This is a genomic window from Collinsella sp. AF04-24, assembly GCF_003465685.1.
Lineage (GTDB): Bacteria > Actinomycetota > Coriobacteriia > Coriobacteriales > Coriobacteriaceae > Collinsella > Collinsella aerofaciens_AP.
On record NZ_QSBK01000010.1, the window covers coordinates 39180 to 61716 of the forward strand.

The 22537-nt window shown below is 60.9% G+C and carries 21 protein-coding genes; 9 read left to right on the plus strand and 12 right to left on the minus strand.

Annotated elements, in window-relative coordinates; translation table 11 throughout:
• The first annotated feature begins 130 nt into the window (after window positions 1-130).
• A complete protein-coding gene (locus DWV32_RS05360) occupies window positions 131-880 on the plus strand; it encodes a MurR/RpiR family transcriptional regulator (protein WP_117757480.1) in 750 nt (249 codons plus the stop codon).
• Window positions 881-940: 60 nt separating this feature from the next.
• Entirely contained in the window at window positions 941-1387 is a 447-nt protein-coding gene (locus DWV32_RS05365; protein WP_117757481.1) for a low molecular weight protein-tyrosine-phosphatase, read from the plus strand.
• A gap of 172 nt (window positions 1388-1559) precedes the next feature.
• Here the strand turns inward: DWV32_RS05365 and DWV32_RS05370 are convergent, their stop codons facing one another.
• From DWV32_RS05370 to DWV32_RS05380, 3 genes are all read right to left on the minus strand, one after another.
• Window positions 1560-2921, minus strand: a complete 1362-nt coding sequence (locus tag DWV32_RS05370) for an ATP-binding protein (RefSeq protein ID WP_117757482.1) — start codon at window positions 2919-2921, stop codon at window positions 1560-1562.
• A gap of 280 nt (window positions 2922-3201) precedes the next feature.
• Window positions 3202-3531 carry a TIGR04076 family protein gene (locus DWV32_RS05375; protein ID WP_117757483.1) on the minus strand — a complete coding sequence of 110 codons (330 nt, stop codon included), beginning with the start codon at window positions 3529-3531 and terminating at the stop codon, window positions 3202-3204.
• On the minus strand, window positions 3524-4348 hold the full coding sequence (locus DWV32_RS05380) for a PfkB family carbohydrate kinase (protein ID WP_117564361.1): 825 nt from the start codon (window positions 4346-4348) through the stop codon (window positions 3524-3526). Before DWV32_RS05380 ends, DWV32_RS05375 begins: the two co-directional genes overlap by 8 nt.
• Window positions 4349-4614: 266 nt before the next feature.
• Here DWV32_RS05380 and DWV32_RS05385 point away from each other — a divergent pair, with 266 nt between their 5' ends.
• From DWV32_RS05385 to DWV32_RS05395, 3 genes are read left to right on the plus strand one after another with little or no spacing between them, the layout of a single operon-like run.
• Window positions 4615-5121 carry a MarR family winged helix-turn-helix transcriptional regulator gene (locus tag DWV32_RS05385; RefSeq protein ID WP_117757484.1) on the plus strand — a complete coding sequence of 169 codons (507 nt, stop codon included), beginning with the start codon at window positions 4615-4617 and terminating at the stop codon, window positions 5119-5121.
• Complete coding sequence (locus DWV32_RS05390) at window positions 5114-6955, plus strand: ABC transporter ATP-binding protein (RefSeq protein WP_117757485.1); 1842 nt, start codon at window positions 5114-5116, stop codon at window positions 6953-6955. Before DWV32_RS05385 ends, DWV32_RS05390 begins: the two co-directional genes overlap by 8 nt.
• Window positions 6948-8867: an ABC transporter ATP-binding protein gene (locus DWV32_RS05395; protein WP_117757486.1), complete on the plus strand. Its 1920-nt coding sequence runs from the start codon at window positions 6948-6950 to the stop codon at window positions 8865-8867. Before DWV32_RS05390 ends, DWV32_RS05395 begins: the two co-directional genes overlap by 8 nt.
• A 305-nt stretch (window positions 8868-9172) precedes the next feature.
• Here DWV32_RS05395 and DWV32_RS05400 read toward each other — a convergent pair whose 3' ends face one another.
• Window positions 9173-10051, minus strand: a complete 879-nt coding sequence (locus tag DWV32_RS05400; RefSeq protein WP_117757487.1) for a LysR family transcriptional regulator — start codon at window positions 10049-10051, stop codon at window positions 9173-9175.
• Between the two features lie 233 nt (window positions 10052-10284).
• Here DWV32_RS05400 and DWV32_RS05405 point away from each other — a divergent pair, with 233 nt between their 5' ends.
• The 4 genes from DWV32_RS05405 to DWV32_RS05420 all read left to right on the plus strand — a co-directional run bounded on the left by DWV32_RS05405 (window position 10285) and on the right by DWV32_RS05420 (window position 16167).
• Window positions 10285-11166, plus strand: a complete 882-nt coding sequence (locus DWV32_RS05405; RefSeq protein ID WP_117757488.1) for an SDR family NAD(P)-dependent oxidoreductase — start codon at window positions 10285-10287, stop codon at window positions 11164-11166.
• Between the two features lie 66 nt (window positions 11167-11232).
• Complete coding sequence (locus tag DWV32_RS05410) at window positions 11233-12489, plus strand: MFS transporter (RefSeq protein WP_117757489.1); 1257 nt, start codon at window positions 11233-11235, stop codon at window positions 12487-12489.
• A gap of 69 nt (window positions 12490-12558) precedes the next feature.
• Window positions 12559-13599, plus strand: coding sequence for a Gfo/Idh/MocA family protein (locus tag DWV32_RS05415; RefSeq protein ID WP_117757490.1), 1041 nt, complete (start codon window positions 12559-12561; stop codon window positions 13597-13599).
• A gap of 420 nt (window positions 13600-14019) precedes the next feature.
• Window positions 14020-16167: a Tex family protein gene (locus tag DWV32_RS05420; RefSeq protein WP_117757491.1), complete on the plus strand. Its 2148-nt coding sequence runs from the start codon at window positions 14020-14022 to the stop codon at window positions 16165-16167.
• Between the two features lie 266 nt (window positions 16168-16433).
• Here DWV32_RS05420 and DWV32_RS05425 read toward each other — a convergent pair whose 3' ends face one another.
• The 8 genes from DWV32_RS05425 to DWV32_RS05460 all read right to left on the minus strand — a co-directional run bounded on the left by DWV32_RS05425 (window position 16434) and on the right by DWV32_RS05460 (window position 22534).
• Window positions 16434-17138: a transaldolase gene (locus DWV32_RS05425; protein WP_187361827.1), complete on the minus strand. Its 705-nt coding sequence runs from the start codon at window positions 17136-17138 to the stop codon at window positions 16434-16436.
• Window positions 17139-17331: 193 nt separating this feature from the next.
• A complete protein-coding gene (locus tag DWV32_RS05430; RefSeq protein ID WP_233540416.1) occupies window positions 17332-17640 on the minus strand; it encodes an HAD family hydrolase in 309 nt (102 codons plus the stop codon).
• 114 nt (window positions 17641-17754) lie between these two features.
• On the minus strand, window positions 17755-18834 hold the full coding sequence (locus DWV32_RS05435; RefSeq protein WP_117757494.1) for an alpha/beta hydrolase: 1080 nt from the start codon (window positions 18832-18834) through the stop codon (window positions 17755-17757).
• Between the two features lie 2 nt (window positions 18835-18836).
• Complete coding sequence (locus tag DWV32_RS05440) at window positions 18837-19781, minus strand: aldo/keto reductase (RefSeq protein ID WP_117757495.1); 945 nt, start codon at window positions 19779-19781, stop codon at window positions 18837-18839.
• A gap of 97 nt (window positions 19782-19878) precedes the next feature.
• A complete protein-coding gene (locus DWV32_RS05445) occupies window positions 19879-20715 on the minus strand; it encodes a PTS system mannose/fructose/sorbose family transporter subunit IID (protein WP_117757496.1) in 837 nt (278 codons plus the stop codon).
• Window positions 20712-21524 (minus strand): PTS sugar transporter subunit IIC, encoded by an 813-nt coding sequence (locus DWV32_RS05450; protein WP_117757497.1) that lies wholly within the window; start codon window positions 21522-21524, stop codon window positions 20712-20714. The genes DWV32_RS05445 and DWV32_RS05450 overlap by 4 nt, the downstream gene beginning before the upstream one ends.
• A 46-nt stretch (window positions 21525-21570) precedes the next feature.
• Window positions 21571-22074, minus strand: coding sequence for a PTS sugar transporter subunit IIB (locus DWV32_RS05455; RefSeq protein WP_055251944.1), 504 nt, complete (start codon window positions 22072-22074; stop codon window positions 21571-21573).
• Window positions 22075-22105: 31 nt separating this feature from the next.
• Window positions 22106-22534 (minus strand): PTS sugar transporter subunit IIA, encoded by a 429-nt coding sequence (locus DWV32_RS05460; RefSeq protein WP_117757498.1) that lies wholly within the window; start codon window positions 22532-22534, stop codon window positions 22106-22108.
• Window positions 22535-22537 lie beyond the last annotated feature (3 nt).

Sequence of the window (22537 nt, forward strand, 5' to 3'; positions counted from 1 at the left end):
ATGTGTAGGCAAACACGCGCGTTTGCCCAGTTCATAGGCAATAGGCAATCTTGACCGATTACCGATTTCTCACCTGGCTACACAAAGCGGTACCATATATACGGCGAGGTGCGAGGGGCTGAAACATCTTATGAAAGATCAAGAATCTTTTTATGATCATGTGCGAGCTGGCGAGAGCAAGCTCAACGATCTCGAAAGCGAGATCATGCGCTACATCATCGAGCTGCGTGATGATATTGACGATGTCACGCTTAAGAGCGTTGCTGAACGGTTCTTCGTCGCTCCCAATACAATCGTCAGGCTTGCCCATAAGCTTGGCTTCTCGGGGTTTACGGAGCTCAAACAATCGTATTCCGCCTCGCTCGACCGCAATCGATTCACTATCGAGGCACTTCCTCTTGATACCCAGCTCGTACAGACCAAAGATCTGCTTAACGACCGGGTCATCGATTCGGTTGTGAGTCTTATCCAGGACGCCTCGCATATCGTGTTCTTCTGCTCGGGTTTTTCGAAGTACCCGTGCCTCGAAATGGCTGAAAAGCTCAAAATAATGGGCAAGAATACCGACACGCTCAGTGAACGCCACGTCATGAGGCATTACGCAGAACTGCTTGGCAAAAACGACCTGGTCTTCAGCGTTTCAGTCAGCGGTGAGACGCAGGTGTCTATTGACGCCACATCGATAGCCAAAACGCGCGGATGCAAGGTCGTCACGCTCACCGGCTTTTCTCGAAATTCTCTCTCGAAACTAGCCGACTACCCCATCTACACCGTGCAAAAAGAAATCCGCTTGGGCAGCATGGACCTCGACAGTCGATTGATGTTCTATTACGTTTTCGAATTGATATTTGAGCGTTACTTCAAACTGGCCAAGAAATAAAACTTGGCATGCGTCCGGCTTCGACCCTTTAGCAGCCTTCTATATGAAAGGTATCGTCCTATGCAACGCGTACTGTTTATCTGTCATGGGAACATCTGCCGCTCGACGATGGCTGAGTCCGTGTTTACCGAGCTGGTGCGCCGCGCTGGGCGCGCGGGCGAGTTTGTCATCGATTCTGCAGCGACCTCGACCGAGGAGATCGGCAACCCGCCGCACCACGGTACCGTTGCCAAGCTACGCGAGGTCGGAATCCCCGTCGTCGCCCACCGCGCGCGCCAGGTGCGTCGCGCGGAGTATGGCGACTGGGATCGCATTGTCTATATGGATGCTGAGAACGTGCGCGGCCTGCGTCGCATCTTTGGCGACGACCCCGACGGCAGGATTACGCGCTTGCTCGACTGGACCGATCGCCCCGGCGACGTGGCCGATCCCTGGTATACCGGCAATTTCGATGCCACCTACCGCGACGTGCTCGCCGGTTGCGCCGCTATGCTCGAGCAGCTGTAGGTTCGCGGAGGCACGAACCTCGCGAGCCGCGTCATCGGCATACAGATCGAGCGTGGATTTTCTCCCACTTTGAGCATTCAAGTGCGCTCTAGACGGGAGAAAATCCACGCTCATTATCTCGGATAGCGGATGCGACAAAGGCACTATCCCTTTGTCGCGTCGGGGACTGTCCCTAGACCGGCTTGACCTCCAGCTTTATCCCCTCGGCACAGGAGTCACCCAAAACATCCGAAAGGGCCCAGGTCGCATATAGCGGCAAATAAAGAACAGCTCCGCTGCGTTCAACGTTGCCTCTCGAGAAAACAATCCCGAGCCTTACACCATATTCGGCCGTATCAAGCACATGGCCGAGTGCGGCGTGCGCATGGTAATAGGAGCCCGATTTAACCTCGATCGGAACAGCTGTTCCATCCGGTCCGTCAACCACAAAGTCCACTTCACCGCGCTTTTTTGTCTGATAGTAGTAAAGCTGGCGATTTTGGGCAGCCAGCTGCTGAGCCACCACGTTTTCGTACACGCCGCCGAGGTTGGGCTCCTTGCTGTCGAGGTACGCCGCCTGGGCGACCCCGATGGGATAACGGGCCATCAGCATCCCGGTATCGGACTGATACAGCTTGAACTGCGACGGCCGCGCCGTCTTAAGCAGCGGGGACTTGGGCTCGGTCACGATGTCGGTCTTGAGAGCGACGCCGGCATCGACAAGCCAGACAAAATCTCGCTGGTATTTCTCGTAATGAGCCTTGGGATCTATGGAGTTGAGCACGAAACGCTTGTTCTCGCCCTCCAGCATGACGGACAGTTGGTCGAAAATGCTCTGCACCTGGAGCGCGCGTCCGTTCGCGTATTTTGAGATATCCCGACGGTATTGCCCGTTCAACTCAGACTGGAGCTGGCGGACGGACGCCAAATCACCCTGCGTGTCGAGGAATCGCTGCACGACTTCCGGCATACCGCCGACAACGATATAGGTCCTGAAGTTCGCCATCATCGCTTCGTGAATATAACCAGGAACCGGCGTCTCGTTGCGGCACGCATTGCGAATCGAGCTTCGCGCCTCTTCGCTCACCCCAATCGCCCAGCTGAACTCCTCAAAATCCAGCGGGAACATCCTGAGCTCATGGACGTACCCCACGGGATAAGACCTGACGCCCTTGAATTGGGTCCCAAGCATGGACCCCGAGAATGCCCAGCGACAACGGCCGTCCTCGACAAGGAACTTGGCCATCGTCATGATGTCCGGCGCCTCCTGCACCTCATCGATAAATACAAGAGTTTTGCCCGGCGCTATCGACTTGCCCGTGAGAAGCGTCACCCTGCTGATGAAGTCATCAGCATCCCTCGCCCCGAGAAGGGCGTCTTTTGCCTGGCGGTTTTCCGCGAGATTGAGCTCGATATAGGTTGCGTAGTTTGACTTACCGAACTCGCGAATCGAGTAGCTCTTACCGATTTGGCGAGAACCCGTGACGAACAACGCCTTTCGTTCAATGGATCTCTGCCAACAATCAAGCTCATCAGCGATTTTCCTGCGCAACATAAGCTCTCCCATCGCCTCGATAAATGAAATGCAGATATTTATATCGACTATTATCGATGAAATGCAGAGATTTTTAGTATCGAAATCGGATGAAATGCAGAAATTTGAGCTTACTCGCGCACAGAACAACGACGCGTGCGCCTAAGCATGGGCATAAGTGAGGTCGGGATTCTCGCATACAAATCGAGCGAGGACTATCTCCCACTTTGAGTGCGAAATTGCGCCCAAAACGGGAGAAAATCCACGCTCATTTTCTCGGCGGGAGATAATCCACGCTCAACTACTCGTCGACGATCTCGGCAAGCCAGACATTCAGCGTATCGACCTCGGGGCAGCAAAACTTCGCCGTACCGGGCTCGTTGCCAGGCACGGTTCCGCCATAGCGCAGGATATCGATATAGGGAAAGCCCACGTGGCAGGCCATGGAGCACATCTTGCCGCGGTCTCGGTCAAAGTCAAAGACGTCGCCCGGCTTATGACCGTGGTGGCAGCGGCACGTCCCCAGCTGGTCCACGCAGCTCACGCGGATACGCGGCCGCTTGCCACGCGGCGCGCCGAGCGGCCCGTTCTCGCCCACAGGCTTGACGCCGCCCTCGCCAGCATTACTCATGGTCAATCACATCCAGGCAGGCCTCGATGGGCAGGCCGGCAGACTTATCCTCCTGCGCAGCATTGCGCTCGATAAGCTCGGCCACCACGCGCATGGCATCGGCCGTGGCGCGCTGAAGCGTCCAACCGCTCATCACGCGACCCATAAGCACGGCCGAGAACGTATCGCCCGTACCCGGGAAGTACACCGGGATCAGCTCGAAGGGGATCGTGAAGTACTCCCCCGCCACATGGTCGTAACCGATAACCGCGTTCGTGCCATTGACCACGGCGCTCGTAATGACCACCGACTTGGCACCCAGCTCGCGCACGGCGTCCACAAGGGCGCGGGCCTCATCGGGCGTGATCTGTTCTGCAATAGGCGTATCGGTGAGCAGACAGGCCTCGGTGTAGTTGGGCACCGCGTAGTCTGCGCACTCCAGCAGGTGCCGCATAAGGCCAATCGTGGACTCGGGCACACCGGCATAGAGCTTGCCGTTGTCGCCCATGATGGGGTCGACGAACACCTTGGTGCCCTTTTGCGCGCGGCGGTGGCAAAAGTCCGAGATGATGCGCGTCTCTTCCTCAGTCACGATAAAGCCGGTCGAGATGGCGTCGAACTCAAAGCCGAGCTCTTCCCAGATGGCAAGACTCTGACGCACGTACTCCGTGGTGTCGTGGATGTAGAACTTGGGATAGTTGAGCGTATCGGACACAAGTGCCGTCGGCAGATTGTGGATACGGTAACCCATGTGCGACAGCACCGGCAGCATGGCGGAAAGCGCGACCTTGCCGTAGCCGCACATATCGTTAATCAGCAGCAGCTGAGTATTCTTCATGAGAGTCCCCCTTGGGTCGGGCATGGCGCGGCGGCGCCACCGTGCGACTAAGTGTAGCGCAGGGAGGATTGCCGGCGAACGCCAGCACTGCGAAGAGCGCATTGTTGCCGAAAGGTTTCGAAAATGCAGCGTCGGCCGGTTACGGCGTTTGGGAAAACGCCGTAACTAATTACTTTGGTACCTTGACAATTATTTCTTGCGCTCCTAAATTAGTTAGGTACGAAACAGTCCCACTACCTAACTAAAGAAAGGAGCAGCACGAATCCATGTGCGATGAAACCATCACCCTTCGCCCGCACGAACCCGGCGGCGACCCGGCGGAGCCGGCAGACGCACCCGAGGCGTTCAACGAAGACGACCGGCTAGCCAAGCACATCCTCAATAACCTTGGCTTTTGCGGCCATCACTTGCACTTTCACGGTGGAGGTGTGTCCGGCAAGGCACCCATCATCTGCCTGCTCGCCAAACAGCCCGGCGGCGAGATGTCGCAGCAAGAGCTCGGCATGCACTTTGACCTTAAGCCGGGATCGCTTTCCGAAATCCTATCCAAACTCGAGGTCAACGGTCTTATCGAGCGCAGCCGCAATCCCAAGGATCGGCGACAGCTCACCATCCACCTGACCGAGATCGGCTGGAAAAAGGCCCGCATCGATCAGGCAGCCCGCATCCATTTTAGGGAGCAGGCATTTAGTGCACTCACGCCCGATGAGCGTAAGAACCTCGCCGATATGCTCGATAAAATCCGCGAAACCTGGGAGGGATTGGATGATTAAAACCCTTATGGGCAGCATCCGCGATTACAAGAAGGTCACGATCGCCACGCCGCTTTTGGTGCTCGGCGAGGTAATCTGCGAGATGATGATCCCGTTTATCACTGCCAACTTGATCGACGCCATCAAAGACGGCGCCACCGTGGCCGAGATACTTCCCACTTCGGGCGTCCTCGTGCTCATCGCGTTGATATCGCTCGCCTTTGGTGCGGCAGCCGGCGTCACCTGTAGCCACGCAAGCTGCGGTTTTGCCAAAAACCTGCGTCAGGATCTGTTCTACAAGATCCAGACGTTCAGCTTTGCGAACATCGACGAGTTCTCGAGCTCCTCGCTCGTCACCCGCCTCACCACCGACATCAACAACGTGCAGCAGGCCTTTATGATGCTCATCCGCATCGCCGTGCGCTCGCCACTGGTGCTGGTCTTCGCCTTCGTCATGGCTTACGCCATGGGCGGCAGCGTCTCGTTTGTCTACCTGGCCATGATTCCACTGCTGGGCTTTGGCCTGTTCTTTATTATCTACAAGGTACGTCCGATCTTTGCCCGCGTGTTCCACAAGTACGACGCCCTTAACGAATCCGTCGAGGAAAACGTCACCGGCATGCGCGTGGTCAAGAGCTATGTGCGCCAGGACTACGAGAAGGAAAAGTTCGCGACCGCTGCGCACGACGTACAGATGGACTTCACCCGCGCCGAGAAGCTCCTTGCCTTTAACAACCCCATGATGAACATCTGCGTCAACGGCGCGTTCGTCGTCATCATCTACTTGGGCTCCAAGCTCATCATCACGAGCCAAGGCACGCTGTTCGACGTGGGCCAGCTGTCCTCGACCTTTACCTACGGCTTCCAGATTCTGATGAGCCTGATGCAGCTGTCGATGATCTTTGTCATGGTGACCATGGCCGACGAATCGGCGCACCGTATTACCGAGGTGCTGGCCGCCGAGCCCACGATCACCGATCCCGCCGAGCCCGTGCACGAGGTGGCCGACGGCTCCATCGACTTCGACCACGTGAGCTTTAAGTATTCCGAGCATGCGAAGCGCCAGGCGCTCGACGACATCGACCTGCACATTAAGAGCGGCGAGACGATCGGCATCATCGGCGGCACCGGCTCGGCCAAGTCCACGTTGGTAAACCTCATCGCCCGCCTATATGACGCCACCGAGGGCACCGTGCGCGTGGGCGGCGTGGACGTGCGCGATTACGACCTGGACGCGCTGCGCCACCAGGTCGCCATGGTGCTGCAGAAAAACGTGCTGTTTAGCGGCACGATCGCCGAGAACCTGCGCTGGGGCGATCCGAACGCCACCGACGAGGAGGTCCGCGAGGCCGCGCACCTGGCCTGCGCCGACGAGTTTGTCGACGGCTTCCCCAAGGGCTACGACACCTGGATTGAGCAGGGCGGTTCCAACGTCTCTGGTGGCCAGAAGCAGCGCCTGTGCATCGCCCGCGCTCTGCTGCGTCGCCCCAGGATCTTGATTCTTGACGACTCCACCAGCGCCGTCGACACCAAGACCGACGCCAAGATTCGCGCAGGACTGGCAAGCTACCTGCCCAACACGACCAAGCTCATCATTGCCCAGCGCATCAGCTCGGTGCAGGATGCAGACCGCATCATCGTCATGGAGGGCGGCCGTATCGCGCAGATCGGCAACCATGACGAGCTACTCAAGACGAGCGAGATCTACCGCGAGACCTTTACCTCGCAAAACAAGATGTCTGCCGAGGGCGAGGACGCCGGCGACGTTTCCGGCAATACGACCACGGCGGCAGACAACACCGACACGACCGCAACGCAAGCTCAGACCCAGGAAGGAGGCGAGGCACATGAGTAAGGCAACGACCGCCGAGCGCGCGCTCAACCGCAAGGGCGGCACCCTGCCGCGCCTCATCAAGACGCTCTTTGGCTTCTATCCCGTGCTTTTGCCCCTCGTTGCCGCCGGCGTGGTGCTCTGCGCCATCATCAACGCCATCGGCCCGATGTTCCTTCAAAGTGCCCTGCAGATTATTAGCGAATCGTGGCAGTCGGGTGATTGGGAAGCCGCGCGCCCGCAGATCCTACAGCTCGTCACGACGCTCGCCTGCATCTACGGCGTCGGCGTCCTGTCCTCGCTCTTCTGGAACCGCGCCATGGCCATCATCACGCAGGGCTCGCTCGAGAAGCTGCGCGAGATGATGTTCAACCGTATGCAGGACCTGCCGATCCGCTACTTCGACACGCATCAGCGCGGCGACATCATGAGCCACTACACCAACGATATCGACACGCTGCGCCAGATGATCAGCCAGTCGCTGCCCAACCTGCTTTTGACGGTCATCATCATCTGCTCGGTGTTCTTTATCATGCTGTACTACAGCGTGTGGATGTGCCTGGTCATTGTGGCAGGCGTCACCTTTATGACCTTTATGACCAAGCTCCTCGGCTCCAACTCCGCGCGGTTCTTTATCGCGCAGCAGACCGAACTCGGCGTGGTCGAGGGCCACATCGAGGAGGTTATGAACGGCCAGAAAGTCGTCAAGGCGTTCTGCCACGAATCTGCCGCCGAGGCCGATTTCGATGAGCGCAACGAGAAACTCTTCGAAGTCTCGCAGAAGGCCAACATGTACGCCAACATCCTCATGCCCATCCTTATGAACCTGGGCAACCTGCTCTACGTGCTGGTCGCACTGGCCGGCGGCATTTTCTTGGCGCTGGGCGTGCCCAACCTGAGCATCTCGGGCATGGGCCTGTCCATTGCCGTCGTGGTGCCGTTCCTTAACATGACCAGGCAGTTCTGCGGGCAGATCGGCCAGATCTCGCAGCAGATCAACGCCGTGGTCATGGGCCTTGCCGGCGCCGACCGCATCTTTGAGCTCATCGACGAGGAGCCCGAGGCCGACGAGGGCTACGTGACGCTCGTCAACGCGCAGGTGAACCCCGAGACCTGGGAGCTCGAGGAAGCCGACCACCACACCGGCATGTGGGCGTGGAAGCATCCGCACCGCGCAACCGGCGAGATTGAGTACGTGCCGCTGCGTGGCGACCTGGTCATGGACAACGTCGACTTTGGCTACACGCCCGACCACGAGGTGCTGCACGGCGTGTCCGTATTTGCCAAGCCGGGCCAGAAGGTCGCGTTTGTCGGCGCCACCGGTGCCGGCAAGACGACCATCACCAACCTCATCAACCGCTTCTATGACATCGCCGACGGCAAGATTCGCTACGACGGCATCAACGTCAACAAGATTCGCAAGTCCGACCTGCGCCGTTCGCTGGGCGTAGTGCTGCAGGATGTGAACCTGTTCACCGGCACCGTGATGGACAACATCCGCTACGGTAACCTGAATGCCACCGACGAGGAGTGCATCAAGGCCGCCAAGCTCGCCGGCGCGGACGACTTTATCACCCGCCTGCCCGACGGCTATGGCACCATGCTCACCGGCAACGGCGCCCAGCTGTCGCAGGGCCAGCGCCAGCTGATTTCGATCGCGCGCGCCGCCGTCGCCGATCCGCCGGCGATGATTCTGGACGAGGCCACATCGAGCATCGATACCCGCACCGAGGCCATCGTGCAGGCAGGCATGGACAAGCTCATGGAGGGTCGCACGACGTTTGTCATCGCGCACCGCCTCTCCACCGTGCGCAACTCCGATGCGATCATCTGCCTGGACCACGGTCGCATCATCGAGCGCGGCAACCACGACGAGCTGATCGCCAAGCGCGGGTACTACTACCAGCTGTACACGGGAGCGTTTGAGCTGGAGTAGGAACGGTTACTGACGGAGGGTGCCCCGGGGCGTCGGGGTAATTCCTCCGTGCTCAAACATTCTCGCTTCGCTGCGAAACTGCGCGCGGAGGAAATACCCCGCCGCCCCGGGGCACCCTCCTGTGCGCAATCAGCCCGTTGTTTAAAACGGAATAAAGGTTAGTGAGGCCCTGGCCGTTTGGCCAGGGCCTCGTTTTGTTAGTCTTTTTGGGACGGGGCTTTTTAACTACTTTGAGGGTGCGCAGGCAGGGCGGCGAAAGTAGCTAAAAAAGCCCCGTCCCAAAAAGACTACCCGCGCCAAATGAGCTAGGTGAGAAGCTGGGCCATGGCGTTGACGAATTTTTGGACTTGGAGGGTTGGCTCGAACGGATAGTGCAAAAAGACCGGCACCTCGCGGCCACAAAGAAACGGCACGCCCACAAAGGCCGGGTGCACGCCCGACCACGATCCGCAGGTGAGCACCGCATCGCCCTTTTCTTCCGCATCGTTAAAGAGCGCAAAGTCAAAGCTGTCCACGTCGATCACGTCCACGCCGCCGTCGGCCAAAAGATCGATACGCAGACTGTCCATGGCGTCGTTGCCGTGACGAAGCACGCGCAGGCGCATGCCCTCGAGGTCGGCAACCGTGATGCGCTTTTTGCGCGCGAGCCGGCTCGTGCGCGGCACGTCGATATAAAACGGCACGTTGACGATGCGGAGCTTTTGACAGGCGTCGCCCCAGCGCGGGGTTGAAAAACTCGACTGGACTACATCGACCTCACGGCCAAGCGACTTCATCACGCTCTCGCGCTCGTCATAGAGGTCCCCCACCGACACAATCTCAAAACGCAAGCGCGGTTCCATATCGTGCACCTGCGGCCACAGCGCGAGCGTCTGGCGCCCCGGGCACATCATCGACACGCCCAGTCGCACGGCGCCGCCATCGCCCGCCGCGCGTCGGGCGCGGCTCAATGCATCCTCGGACTGGCGCATGATCGAGCGCGCATCGTCCACCAGCAGAGCACCCGCCGGCGTCACCTTGACGCCCGAATGCGAGCGCTCGAACAACGTGATGCCAAACTCGGCCTCGAATCCCGACACCTGTTTGACGAGCGCTGGGGTCGACATGCGCAGTTTTGTCGCGGCGCGCGAGAAGCTCCCCAGCTCCGCCGCGGTCGAAATGGCCTCGAGTCGTCGATCGTACACGTCAATCTCCCGTTTTCGCGCTTGCGGCCACGTAGTACCACAGGGGGTTGTTTTTGCAGGTCATACGCCCAATGTAGAGCAAATATCATCAAACGGTATAAACCTATGGTTCATGCCATTCTAACAAATATGCAATTCACCTGCGTAAATAATGAGCCTACGATAACCGACGAAAACCACGTGGGCCGATTAATGGGAACGGCTCACAGGGAGGCACAAGAAGGGAAGTTCCTATGAGCAACTGGCTTAAGCTCGAGGGCGATGTCTGCGCCGTGACCGGCGCGCTCGGCGGTATGGGCGTCGAGATTTGCCGCGAGTTCGCCCGCAACGGCGCCAACGTCGTCCTGCTCGATCTGGACGAGGAAAAGGTCAAGGCCGCAGCCGCCGACCTCGCCGCCGAGTTTGGCATCCACGCCGAGGGCTACAAGATGAACGCCACCGACGAGACCGAGGTTCAGGCTGCCGTCGATGCCACCATCGCCAACTTCGGCCGCGTCGACGTCCTTGTCAACACCGCCGGCATCCTGCGCTTCGCCGCCATGGAGGATCTGCCGCTGAGCGACTGGGAGCAGGTGCTCAACGTCAACCTCACCGGCTATTTCATCACCTCGCAGCGCTTTGGTCGCGAGATGATCAAGGCCGGCCAGGGCCGCCTGGTGCACATCTCGACCGTCGCTAGCCACTCCCCCGAGACGTTCTCGGGCGTGTACAGCTCCACTAAGGCCGGCGTCAACATGATGTCCAAGATGCTGGCCGCCGAGTGGGGCCCCTACGGCGTGCGCTCCAACTGCGTCGAACCCTGCTTTGTCAAGACCCCCATGTCGGCGAGCTTTTACGCTGACCCCGAGGTCGAAAAGAGCCGCAGCCGCCTTATCGCCACACGTCGCATCGGCGAGGTTAGCGATATCGCCAACGCCGTCATGTTCCTGGCGTCCAAGCGCTCGGACTTTACCACCGGCGACGCCATCAAGGTCGACGGCGGTTTCTCCAATATGATGGGCGACCTCACCGCCAAGCCAGGCGGCCGCCGAGCCTTTGCCGACAACTATCTCAAGAACAAGGGTGTCGAGCTTTGGTCCGACGAGTCCGGCGTCGCAAAGCCGACCGACCAGTAAACCAGCCTGACAGGGAGGCCCCGCGGACGCGTCCGCCCCTCCCCCGCATCGATTAGAAAGAGTCCAATGGCTTCCACCAACTCCAACAAGGGTCGCGCCGTCGTGCTTTCCGCCGCGTGCGTCACCATGTTCTTCATCAGCTCTATCGCGCTGTATTCCGTCGTGAGCAAGAACCTGCTCGCCGTCTACCCCGAGTGGTCCAGCGCTCTTACCTGGGCTTTCCCGGTCTTTCAGACCATCATGGCCGTGACAGGCATCTTCGCTGGCCGCATCTCCGATAAGATCGGCCCCCGCAACGTCGTGATCGCCGCAGCCGTGTGCTACGGCCTGGGCTGGTTCATGTCCGGCACCGTCACCGAGCCGTGGCAGTTCTACCTGTGGTTCTCGCTCGTCGCCGCCATCGGCAACGGCCTGGGCTACAACCCCGCGCTCACCACGGGCCAAAAGTGGTTCATCGACAAGAAGGGCCTAGCCTCCGGCATCACCCTGGCCGCTTCGACCGCCGGTCCCGCCGTGCTGTCCCCGGTGCTCGCCTCGCTGCTCATCCCGAGCCTCGGCATCTTTGGTGCCCTCAAGGCACTCGGCGTCATCTTCTTTGTGACGATCGCCGCCTCCGCCCTGTTCCTGAAGGCCCCCGAGGGCGGCTGGCTGCCCGAGGGCTTCGAGGCCCCCAAGGGCGGCGCACATGCCGGCACCTTCGGCGACCTCACCCCGGGCGAGATGGTCAAGACCCCGCGCTTCTGGGTCCTCATCGTCACCTTCGCCTTTGCCGCCACCGCGGGCACCCTGCTCGTGGGCAAGGTTGCCTCTATCGCCGCCGTCCAGCTCTTCGCCGACCCCACGAGCGCCGCGGCCGTCGCCCTCGGCGGTGTGGTGGTCTCCGTCAACACCTGCGCCAACCTGGTCGGCCGTCTGTCCTTTGGCCAGATCATCGACAAACTCGGCGCCTACAAGTCGCTGCTCATCAGCCTTGTCGTCACCATCGTCGCACTCGTCATCATGTCGATGAGCTTTACGCAGAGCATGTTCTTCGCGGCGCTCGCCCTGCTCGGCTTTAGCTTTGGCGCCCTGCTCGTCATCTACCCGCCGCTCACCGGTGGCGCCTTTGGCACCAGCAACATCGGCGTCAACTACGGCATCATGTTTTTGGGCTACGCCGCTTCCACCTGGATCAGCCAGCCCATCACCGCCGTGCTGTATCACGCCGAGGCCGGCAGCGCCGCCTACCAGCAGTCCTTCTACGGCGCCATTGTGATCGCCGCCATCGCCGTCGTGCTCACCGTCTACATGATGGTCTCCGACAGCAAGAAGAAGTCCGCCTAGTTTTACAGATGCGACAAAGGGACTGTCCCTTTGTCGCATTCCACCGGTCACCAGTATTAAGGAGTCGAAATGTCTGAGCTCAACCCCGTCCGCATTGCCGTCATCGGCGCCGGCGCCATGGGCCGCAACCACGTCCGCTTTGTCACCGAGGAGCCCGAGGCCGAGCTCGTCGCCATCGCCGACGCCTTTGAGGGCGCCCGCGCCACGGCCGAGGCCGCCGGCGTGCCGTTCTTTACCGATCCCGCCCAGATGATGGACGAGGTCAAGCCCGAGGCCGTCATCATCGCCACCCCCAACGACCTGCACCTGGGCGTTGCCCGCGAGGCCATCAAGCGCAACATCGTGCCACTGGTCGAAAAGCCGATCTCCAACGATCTCGAGGATGCCCAGGCCTTCGCCGCCGAGGCCGAGACCGCCGGCGTGCCCGTGCTCGTGGGTCAGCACCGTCGCCACAACCCCTTCGTCAACAAGGCCAAGGAGATCATCGAGTCCGGCGAGCTGGGCAAGCTCACCGTGTCGAGCTTCCACTACATGATCTATAAGAACGACGAGTACTTCGATGTCGAGTGGCGCCGCAAGAAGGGTGCCGGCCCGATCCTGGTCAATCTGGTTCACGACGTCGACCTGCTCCGCTACCTGTTGGGCGAGCCCGTCGCCGTCCAGGGCATGCAGTCCAGCGCCGCCCGCGGCTTTGAGACCGAGGACTCCGCCGTGGTCAACGTCCGCTTTGCCGATGGCGCGCTCGCGAGCATGACCATCTCCGACGCCACCGCCAGCCCCTGGAACTGGGAGGCGACCGCCCGCGAGGACCCGCAGTACCGCCCCTTCGACGCCGACGCCTACTTCATCGGCGGCACTAAAGGCGCCCTGTCGCTGCCCCGCCTGCACCAGTTCTCCTACGACGGCGCCTCCAACTGGCATAAGCCGCTGCAGATGGAGATTCCTGCCGTCGACCCGGCGCTGCCGCACAAGATGCAGCTCAAGCACTTTGTGAAGGTTGTCCGCCGCGAGGTCGAGCCCGTCGTGACGCCGGCCGACAACGTCAAGACGCTCACGCTTCTCAACGCCATCAAGGAGGCCGCCGAGACCGGCCAGCTCGTCGAGCTGTAATGCCTTGAGAGCGGCCGCGGCAGAAACCCCATGCCGAGTCCCTCGGTCCGCCACAAATAAGCCCCTCTTCTTTGCCCCGCGAGCAGCCTCCTGCCCGCGGGGCATTTTGCTACGTTTCCAATGATTTTCTGAGACGGGGGGCCTTTTTGCACCTCAGCTTGGTTCGTTCGCCACGAAATGTGCCTATCTACTACGTTTAACCGATCGCCCTCAACCATGCCAAATTTCGCGGAATAAAAACCGCAGGTAGACAGGTTGCGCATTTTCGGAAGATCGGGGGATGGTCGACCCACACGGTTCAAACGTAGTAGATAGGCCGCTTTCGTGGTTCCGCGCCAAAACAGTCTTTTTTGGGCGAAGTGGCAGGTGGTATCCTTGGTAGCTCTGTGCTGCAAACGCACCTTAAACGCAAGGAGTCCCATGGATCTTATCGCCCAGCTCGCCCGCGAGCTCAACCTTAAGGCCGCCAACATCGAGGCGGCCGTCAAGCTCATCGACGAGGGCAACACCATCCCCTTTATTTCGCGCTACCGCAAGGAAGCAACGGGTGGCATGGACGACGTCGCCCTGCGCGCACTCGACGAGCGCCTGTCCTACCTGCGCAATCTTGAACAGCGCAAAGAGGACGTCATTCTGCTTATCGACGCCCAGGGCAAACTCACGCCCGAGCTCGAGGCACAGATCCGCGAGGCCACGCAGCTCCAGCGTGTCGAGGACCTCTACAAGCCCTACCGCAAAAAGCGCATGACCCGCGCGCAGAAGGCCCGCGAGGCAGGCCTGGAGCCGCTTGCCAACATGATCATCATGCAGGCATCCGCCAAGGGCAGCGCGCTCGACACCGCCGCGGCATACGTTAACGAGGAGGCCGGCTTCGACACGCCCGAGAAGGCGCTTGCCGGCGCCGCCGACATCGTGGCCGAGACGGTAGCCGAGGACCCGGAGAACGTCGCCGACCTGCGCACCTTTACGCAAAACACCGCCGACATCGTCGTCGAGGCCACCGACCCCGCCGAGAAGACCCCCTACGAGCCGTACTACAGCTATGATGAGCCGCTGCGCCGTATACCCAACCACCGCGTGCTGGCTATCGACCGCGGTGAGCGCGAGGGCAAGCTCCGCGTGCGCGTGAACGTCGACGGCGCTGCCGCCACGGTGCGCCTCGGCAGCCGTTGGCCCCGACGCCAGGGCGTGTTTGCTCCCATCTTCGATGCCGCCATCGCCGACGGCTACAAACGCCTCATGGCTCCCTCGCTGGAGCGCGAGGCCCGCGCCAAACTCACCGTTCGCGCCCAGACCGAGGCCATCAACGTCTTTGCCAAGAATCTCGAAGGCCTGCTCTCGGCACGCCCCGTGCGCGGCGCCCGCGTGCTCGCGCTCGATCCGGGCTACCGTACCGGCTGCAAGGTCGCCGTCATGGACGAGACCGGCAAGTTACTCGACCACGGCGTGGTCTACCCCACCAAGCCGCGCCACGACGTCGCCGGCACCAAGCGTGAGCTCGCCCGCCTCGTCAAGAAGAACGGCGTCAACACCATCGTCATCGGCAACGGCACCGCCAGCCGCGAGACCGAGGAAGTCGTCTCGGAGTTTATTGCCGAGCAGGCGCCCAGCCTTCGCTACACCATCGTCAACGAGGCGGGCGCGTCGGTGTACTCCGCCTCCGAGCTCGCGAGCCAGGAGTATCCCGATCTGGATGTCACCGTGCGCGGCGCCATGAGCCTGGGCCGCCGCCTGCAGGACCCGCTGGCAGAGCTCGTCAAGATTCCGCCCCAGTCCATCGGCGTTGGCCAGTACCAGCACGACCTTGACCAGGCCGAGCTTTCGCGCACCCTGGGCCACGTGGTGGAAGACGTCGTCAACCGCGTGGGCGTCGACGTAAACACCGCGAGCGCGAGCCTGCTGGGATACGTATCGGGTATCACGCCGAGCGTGGCCAAGAACATCGTGGCCCACCGCGAGGAAAACGGCGCCTTTACCGATCGCCGCCAGCTTAAGAAGGTCCCCAAGCTGGGCCCCAAGGCATATCTCAACGCCGCGGGCTTTTTGCGCATCAGCGGCGGCAAGAACCCGCTCGACGCGACAAGCGTCCACCCCGAGAGCTACGAGGTGGCCACGGCCGTCCTGGAGCGCGCCGGCGTTGCGGCAAGCGAGCTCAGCCGTGGCGGCGTGCCCGATATCGAGCGCCGTCTGGGCAGCATCTCGGCACTGGCAAGCGACCTGGACTGCGGCACCTTAACGCTCATCGACATCGTCAACGAGCTCAAGAAGCCCGGGCGCGACCCGCGCGACGACGCGCCCGAGGTGGTCTTTAGCCGCTCGGCGCTTTCCATCGATGACCTGGAACCCGGCATGGAACTCAAGGGCACGGTGCGCAACGTCGTCGACTTTGGTGCCTTTGTCGACGTGGGCGTGCACCAGGACGGCCTCGTACACATCTCCAAGCTGGCCAACCGCTTTGTCAAGCACCCGAGCGACGTGGTACGCGTCGGTGACACGGTAAAGGTGTGGGTCGAAAAGGTCGATCGCGACCGCAAGAAAATCTCCCTCACCATGGTGCAGGGGAAGTAACAGCAAAGGACGAACCGCCGCTGCCCATCGTCGAACTTGCAAGTTTTTCTCGCCCAATGGGAAAACTTGCAGATACCGCAACAAAAATGGTGCCGACCCATCAAAGAGGCAGCACCAGCCAAGTCTTATTCAGCTCAGAACCTACTGGCAAGTTCGCGTCGGCAGCCCCGGCCTTTCCTTTGCCTAGCGCGACCCTCGCGAAGCGCGTGAGCGATAGGGAAAGGAAAGGCCGGAGCGAACAACCCGCGGCGCAGCCAGTGTTCGCGTTACGGCAGGATATGGAAGCCCAAAGCGGCGATATCCTTGGCAAAACCGCGCACGGTGTCGAGCGAGACCTCGTACGGGTCGCGGCCGATGTTCTTGCGCTTGGCCAAGATGCTGTTGGGCACTGTGATAATCTGGCAACCGCAGGCCTCGGCCTGGTAAATGTTAATAAGCTCGCGCGTGGACGCCCACAGGACCTCGCAGTTGGGCTTGGCGGCGGCCTTCTTGACCGACTCCGTCATAAACGGAATGGGATCGATGCCGGTATCGGCGATACGGCCGGCAAAGAGCGAGATGATAGACGGCGTCTCGGCGTCAACGGCCTCTACCATCTCGTCGACCTGCGCAGGCGTAAAGATGGTGGTGACGTTGACCTTGATGCCGTCGGCGGAAAGCTTGCACACCAGCTCGGCGGTGGACTCGCCCTTGGTGGTCACGCACGGGATCTTGACGTAGACGTTCTCGGCCCAGGTGGCGATCTCGCGGGCCTCGACCTCCATGGTCTCGGTGTCGTCGGCAAAGACTTCAAACGAGACGGACACATCGGTGATGTGGGCCAGGACCTCCTTGGCAAACGCGCGGTAATCCGTCACGCCGCCCTTCTTCATAAGGGACGGGTTGGTCGTGAAACCCTGAACGTTGCCATTCTCGTACATGTCGAGCATGCCCTCGAGGTTTGCACCGTCAGCGAACACCTTGATTGCCATCTGCCTGATTCCTTTCGCTTGCACATGGGCGTTGCACTGCTAAACACTTTACCTACGTTTATCAAGGCGTGAGCTGCGGGTTTTTATCTTCTCGGCGAACGGTATAAACACCTCAGCGTTTGGATTGATAAATCGATTGAGCATGCAAAAGCAAAGATTCGCAGTTTGAGCAAACGTCAGAACGCGAGATTCATTAGATGAGGCCGAAATGCTGCATGGCGGTGACGGTACCGTCGTGTACGACATCGTCGGTCACGTAGTCGGCGAGCGCCTTGACCTCGGGCATGGCGTTGCCCATGGCCACGGCCGTCTCGACCGCAGCGAGCATGCCCAGGTCGTTGCCCGAATCGCCAAAGCCAAAGGTGCGCGCATTTCCCTCACGGCCCAGATACTCCAGCGCTCGCGCCACGCCCACGCCCTTGTCAATGCCCTTGGGGCTCAGCTCGCGGTTTGCTTGCTGGGCTCGCTTGGAAGATCGGCGGCAAACGCGTCTCCCAGTCAATCTGGCACCGCCGAGGCAAACCCCCACACGCGCCCGCCAACGCAAAGGTCCGGCGGGACGCACCTAGCATCCCGCCGGACCGTCACTCGTCCAGAAGGCCGCCGCGACGAGCCCCTAGATCTTCGCAAGCTCCTCGGAGATGACGCGGCAGACGTCCTCGGCCTGAGGCATCACGCCGTACATCTCGAAGAAGCCGTGGTCGCAGCCGCGATAGCGAATCGCGGTGACGTCAACGCCCGCATCCTGCAGCCTCATCGCGAACAACTCGTCCTGATAGCGCAGGTAGTCATACTCGGAAGAGATGATGACCGTGCGGGGGAACGCGCTCACGTCCTCCGCGAACAGGGCAGACACCCTCGGGTCGAGCATCTCCTCCGCATTGCCGTTGGTATACATCAGCGGCAGGTCGTCGTTGGCATTGCGGATGCGATCAACCCTGCTCAGAGCCTCGGCCCTCTGGTCCTTCACGATCTCATAGAGGTCATAGGACCATTCCTCCGGAACGGGGCCGCCGTCGACGAGCGGATACAGCTCGACCACGAGCTTGATCCTGTCCGCATGAGACCCGTCAAGGACGACGGCGTTGGTCAGGCTTCCGCCCGCGGAGTCGCCAGCCACGGCGACTCGCGTCGCGTCGACACCCAGCTCATCCGCATGCTCGACAAGCCAGCCGAGCGTCTTCACGCAGTCCTCGACGCCACCAGGGAACATCGTCTCGGGAGACAGACGGTACTCCGGGTAGATCGCGACACAGCCCGTTCGCTCCGCGATGTCGCGCAGGCAGTTCTCGTACTGGCCGATGTTGCCCACCATAAAGCCGCCGCCATGGATGAACACGAGCGCGGCAGAACCGCTCTCGTGGCTCTCGGGCGTGAAGACGTGCAGGGGAATGCCCCTGTCGCCAAAGTTCATGACGACGGTCTTCTTGGCAACGCCCACGCCCCTCACGACGTGGGTCTCCTTGTTGGGCGCAGAGCGCCACGCGATCACGTCCACCGGCCCCGCCGGCGCCGGACCGGCAGCGAGCTTCGCGTGGGCGCGCGCATAGACGCGCGGATCGAGCACGTGCTCGCGCCCATCTCCCGGCACGGGCTTCAGTAGGAGCTTCAGCCCGTTGGGCTCGACGACCTCCCTAGCTCCACGCTCAAGCACTTCAAGCTCGGAAGCGGGGTACTTCCTCTCCTCAGCGCCCATGGCTAGCCGATCTTCAGCTCGTCAAGCTTGGCGTCAAGCTTGGCCATCTCATCGGCGGACAGCTCCCACTCGAACGTCTCGCAGTTCTGAATCGCGTGGGCGTCCGTGCGCACGCCAACGAGCGCGGTGCCCACGTACTCCTTCTGGGTGCTCCAGTTCACGGCGACCTGTGCCACGGGCTTGTCGTGAGCCTCGGCGATCTCGTCCATGACCTTGAGCAGCTCCTGGACGCGAGAGAACTTGGGCTCTTGGAAGTAGTCGTAGAAGCCGGCGCGGACGTCGCCCTCCCCGAACTTCGGCAGCTCGCGGAACTTGCCCGACAGGATGCCCGCGCCAAGGGAGCCATAGGTGAAGGAGTCGATGCCACGCTCGTAGCCCCACTTGATGAGGTCCTCGGAGGAGCGGTCGACCATGGAGTAGGGCGGCTGCTGGACGTCGACCTGAGCGACCTTCTCGCACTCCTCGATCATCTCGGGCGTGAAGTTGGAGACGCCGATGTGGCGAATCTTGCCCTGCTCCTTGAGGAGCTGGAGGGCGCACATCGTCTCGGAGAACGGGGTCTTGGCGTCGGGCCAGTGCACGAAGTAGAAGTCGATGTAGTCGGTGCGGAGGTTGCGCAGCGAGCTCTCGACCTCCCTCATGATATTCTTGAACGAGGAGTCGCGGTCATAGCCGGCGGCGCTGGTGATCAGGCCAACCTTGGTCGAGAGCAGGTAGCTCTCTCGGTCGATGCCCCTGAGCGCGTTGCCGACGACCTTCTCAGATGTGCCGTTGCCATAGCACGGCGCGGTGTCAATGAGGTTGACTCCGTGATCGAGCATGGTGCGGATAGCGGACATGCTGGCGGCGTCATCGTTCTCACCAAAGGAGTCGCCGCCGATCGCCCAGGTGCCCACGGCGAGCTGGGAGACGTCGACGTCGGAGTTCTTGAGGTGCGTGTAGCGCATGTTCTCTCCTTCTAATGGGGCGGCACGCGTCGAATGTCCTCGATCGCGTGCCGCCGGGAATTGCCTTGAACAAGCTTCGAATGATCCGGAAGCCGCCCTACACGATGCCCACGAGGCCGAGGACGAGCGCCAGAATCATGATGCCAACCAGGATGATGTTGACGTTCACGTTCTTCTTGCGCAGGAGCCAGAGGACGACGAGCGTAAGTCCCAGGGGCACGATGCCCTTGAAGATCGAGTCGAGGTAGGTCTGGATCATGACGGGGTCAGAGTCCTGAACCGGAATGGACAGGATCGTGTTGAATTGGACGTTCGCCGCGGTCATGGCGCCGATCATCACGAGGCCAACCGTGGAGGTCGCCTTGGTGATGAGCTTCATGAGACCACCCTCGTACATCTCGGAGATGAAGTTGGTGCCCATGCTGAAGCCGAGGTAGGTCATGAAGTATCGGCAGAGGATCGACGGGATGTTGTAGATCAGCAGGAACATGATCGCGCCGAGGGGCGAGCCGCTCATGGCGAGGTTGATGCCAATGCCAGCGGCGATGACACGCAGGACGCCCCAGAAGATTGCGTCACCGATGCCGGACATCGGGCCCATCAGGGAAACCTTGATGCCGTCGATGGACTCGGTGTCGAAGTCTTCGTGCTGCGAGTTCTCCCTCTCCATGGAGGCGACGAGGCCCATGGCGAACGTGCCGACGTTCTGGGTAATGTTGTACCAAGTCGTGTGACGCTTCATGGCATCGGCACGGGCCTCGGGGTCATCGGAGTAGTAGCGGTTAAGCGCGGGCTGGACGGAGTACAGCCAGCCGTCGGCGCCAGCCTTGACGGAACCGCCGGCGCAGGAGGCGAACACGGAGAAAGAGCGCAGGAAAATGCTGTTGAGCATCTTCTTGTCTTCAGGGCTCACATTCTTGGTCAGGTTGCTCATGCGAAGAAATCCTCCTCGTCGCTGGTTACAGAGTCGCTGGAAACGGCCTGGGTGGCCATGCCCTTCTTGGTGAGATCGAAAATCTCCTTGTCGCGGAGGGCGGAGGCAACCGCGATGATGACGCCGAGAACCGCGATGGCGATCATCGGGAGGCCGAGGTACTGGTAGAGCGTGAAGCCCAGGAAGAAGTAGATGCTGAGCTCGGTGCTCCACAGCATCTGGAGCAGGAGCGCCATACCAACGGCGGGCAGGAGGGCGCCCACGGCGTTGAGGCCGCTCATGACATTGGCCGGAATCTGGTTGACGATGGCGGCAACGGGCTCGGCGCCAAGGTAAACACCGAGGAAGGCGATGAGGCCAAAGGCGGCGTACTTAACGAACCAGAGAACGAAGTGCTGAAGCGCGAGGCCCTTCTCGTTGCCCTCGGCGGCCATCTTGTCAAAGGTGGCGGCAAAGAACGCGAGGAACACGTTGTTCATGAAGATCGAGAGGAACGCGGTGACGACGCCAACGGGAACGGCCAGCGTGATGGCGGCGCCTTGGTCGATGCCGGCGCCAACGGTGAAGGCGACGGCGAGGGCGGTCGCGGTAATGGGCTCGGCGGAGATGGCGCCACCGATGTTAACCGCGCCCATGAAGATCGCCTCGAGAGAGGCACCGATGATGACACCGGTCTTGACGTCGCCCATCAGAAGGCCCGCAACGAGGCCGACCACGAGAGGACGCTCGATCATACACTGGCCGAGAACCCAGTTGCCGCCGTAGCAAATCAGCACGGTCAACCAAGCCATTACTGCTAACCCAATCATTTGACTTCCTTTCTCTCATTTCATTTGGCCGCCTGGCCAAATCCCCTTATTTCTCCGCCGCCTCGATCAGACTCTTGAGAGGAGTCTTGGGATTGGACGGGATAAGCTGATGGAAAACCGGAATACCCTGCTCGCAAAGCTCCTTCGCAGCCTCTAGCTCATCCGGGTTGAGCATGATCGTGGAGTTGAGGGCGACCTTGCTATCCGGATCAGACTTGTCGAAGCGGCCGACGTTGGCAACGTTCACGCCCTCGATCTTGCCCGGCGCGCCCTTAACGAGCTCAAGCACGTCACGCACGCAGTTGGTGAGCGCGAAGATGCGCATGGAGTCCGCACGCGGATCGTTCGCGATGCGGCAGGCATCCGGAACGTCCTTGACGAGGAGCTTCTGGCCCGCCGGCGTACCCATGGAAAGCGTCATGCGAAGGGCGTCGCTCTCCACGGCGTGCTTGTTGGCGACGATGATCCTGGTGGTGTTGAGCTCCTTGGTCCACACCAGGGCGACCTGTCCGTGAATCAGACGGTCATCGACTCGAACCTGAACAATCATTGTTTCCTCATTCCCTGCTTGTTAGTGTTCTCTAATCGAAGAAGTCTCCGTCGGACCCCTCGTTGTCCGCGGCCTTGCTCGGAGGCTCGACGACCTGCATCGTCGCCCTCGCCAGCTCGACGCTCTGCTTGATCGAATCTGCCGTGACCGGCTCGGCGCCGAGGAGCGCCTCGATCACGAGACCGAGATTCATACCGGTGACGTGGACGATCCCGCGCTTCTCCGGTTCCATGAGGACGACCTTCTGGAAGACGGAGCCACCGTAGATGTCGGTGAAGATGATGGCCTCGTCCTCAGGGCCCACCGAGTCAATAAAGGCCTGGATGCGAGGGGTGAAATCGGAGTCGTCCACGTAGCAGTCAACTGCTTCCACCATGTCCGCCATGCCGGTCAGGATCCCGATCGAGCTCCTGATTCCACTTGCGAGGTGGCCGTGCGACGCGACAAGAACTTTCTTCATCGA

Excerpts from the sequence above, each read along its gene's own strand:
- DWV32_RS05360 (WP_117757480.1), top strand. The coding sequence starts at position 131 with ATGAAAGATCAAGAATCTTTTTATGATCATGTGCGAGCTGGCGAGAGC.
- DWV32_RS05365 (WP_117757481.1), top strand. The coding sequence starts at position 941 with ATGCAACGCGTACTGTTTATCTGTCATGGGAACATCTGCCGCTCGACG.
- DWV32_RS05370 (WP_117757482.1), bottom strand. The coding sequence starts at position 2,921 with ATGTTGCGCAGGAAAATCGCTGATGAGCTTGATTGTTGGCAGAGATCC.
- DWV32_RS05375 (WP_117757483.1), bottom strand. The coding sequence starts at position 3,531 with ATGAGTAATGCTGGCGAGGGCGGCGTCAAGCCTGTGGGCGAGAACGGG.
- DWV32_RS05380 (WP_117564361.1), bottom strand. The coding sequence starts at position 4,348 with ATGAAGAATACTCAGCTGCTGCTGATTAACGATATGTGCGGCTACGGC.
- DWV32_RS05385 (WP_117757484.1), top strand. The coding sequence starts at position 4,615 with ATGTGCGATGAAACCATCACCCTTCGCCCGCACGAACCCGGCGGCGAC.
- DWV32_RS05390 (WP_117757485.1), top strand. The coding sequence starts at position 5,114 with ATGATTAAAACCCTTATGGGCAGCATCCGCGATTACAAGAAGGTCACG.
- DWV32_RS05395 (WP_117757486.1), top strand. The coding sequence starts at position 6,948 with ATGAGTAAGGCAACGACCGCCGAGCGCGCGCTCAACCGCAAGGGCGGC.
- DWV32_RS05405 (WP_117757488.1), top strand. The coding sequence starts at position 10,285 with ATGAGCAACTGGCTTAAGCTCGAGGGCGATGTCTGCGCCGTGACCGGC.
- DWV32_RS05410 (WP_117757489.1), top strand. The coding sequence starts at position 11,233 with ATGGCTTCCACCAACTCCAACAAGGGTCGCGCCGTCGTGCTTTCCGCC.
- DWV32_RS05415 (WP_117757490.1), top strand. The coding sequence starts at position 12,559 with ATGTCTGAGCTCAACCCCGTCCGCATTGCCGTCATCGGCGCCGGCGCC.
- DWV32_RS05420 (WP_117757491.1), top strand. The coding sequence starts at position 14,020 with ATGGATCTTATCGCCCAGCTCGCCCGCGAGCTCAACCTTAAGGCCGCC.
- DWV32_RS05425 (WP_187361827.1), bottom strand. The coding sequence starts at position 17,138 with ATGGCAATCAAGGTGTTCGCTGACGGTGCAAACCTCGAGGGCATGCTC.
- DWV32_RS05435 (WP_117757494.1), bottom strand. The coding sequence starts at position 18,834 with ATGGGCGCTGAGGAGAGGAAGTACCCCGCTTCCGAGCTTGAAGTGCTT.
- DWV32_RS05440 (WP_117757495.1), bottom strand. The coding sequence starts at position 19,781 with ATGCGCTACACGCACCTCAAGAACTCCGACGTCGACGTCTCCCAGCTC.
- DWV32_RS05445 (WP_117757496.1), bottom strand. The coding sequence starts at position 20,715 with ATGAGCAACCTGACCAAGAATGTGAGCCCTGAAGACAAGAAGATGCTC.
- DWV32_RS05450 (WP_117757497.1), bottom strand. The coding sequence starts at position 21,524 with ATGATTGGGTTAGCAGTAATGGCTTGGTTGACCGTGCTGATTTGCTAC.
- DWV32_RS05455 (WP_055251944.1), bottom strand. The coding sequence starts at position 22,074 with ATGATTGTTCAGGTTCGAGTCGATGACCGTCTGATTCACGGACAGGTC.
- DWV32_RS05460 (WP_117757498.1), bottom strand. The coding sequence starts at position 22,534 with ATGAAGAAAGTTCTTGTCGCGTCGCACGGCCACCTCGCAAGTGGAATC.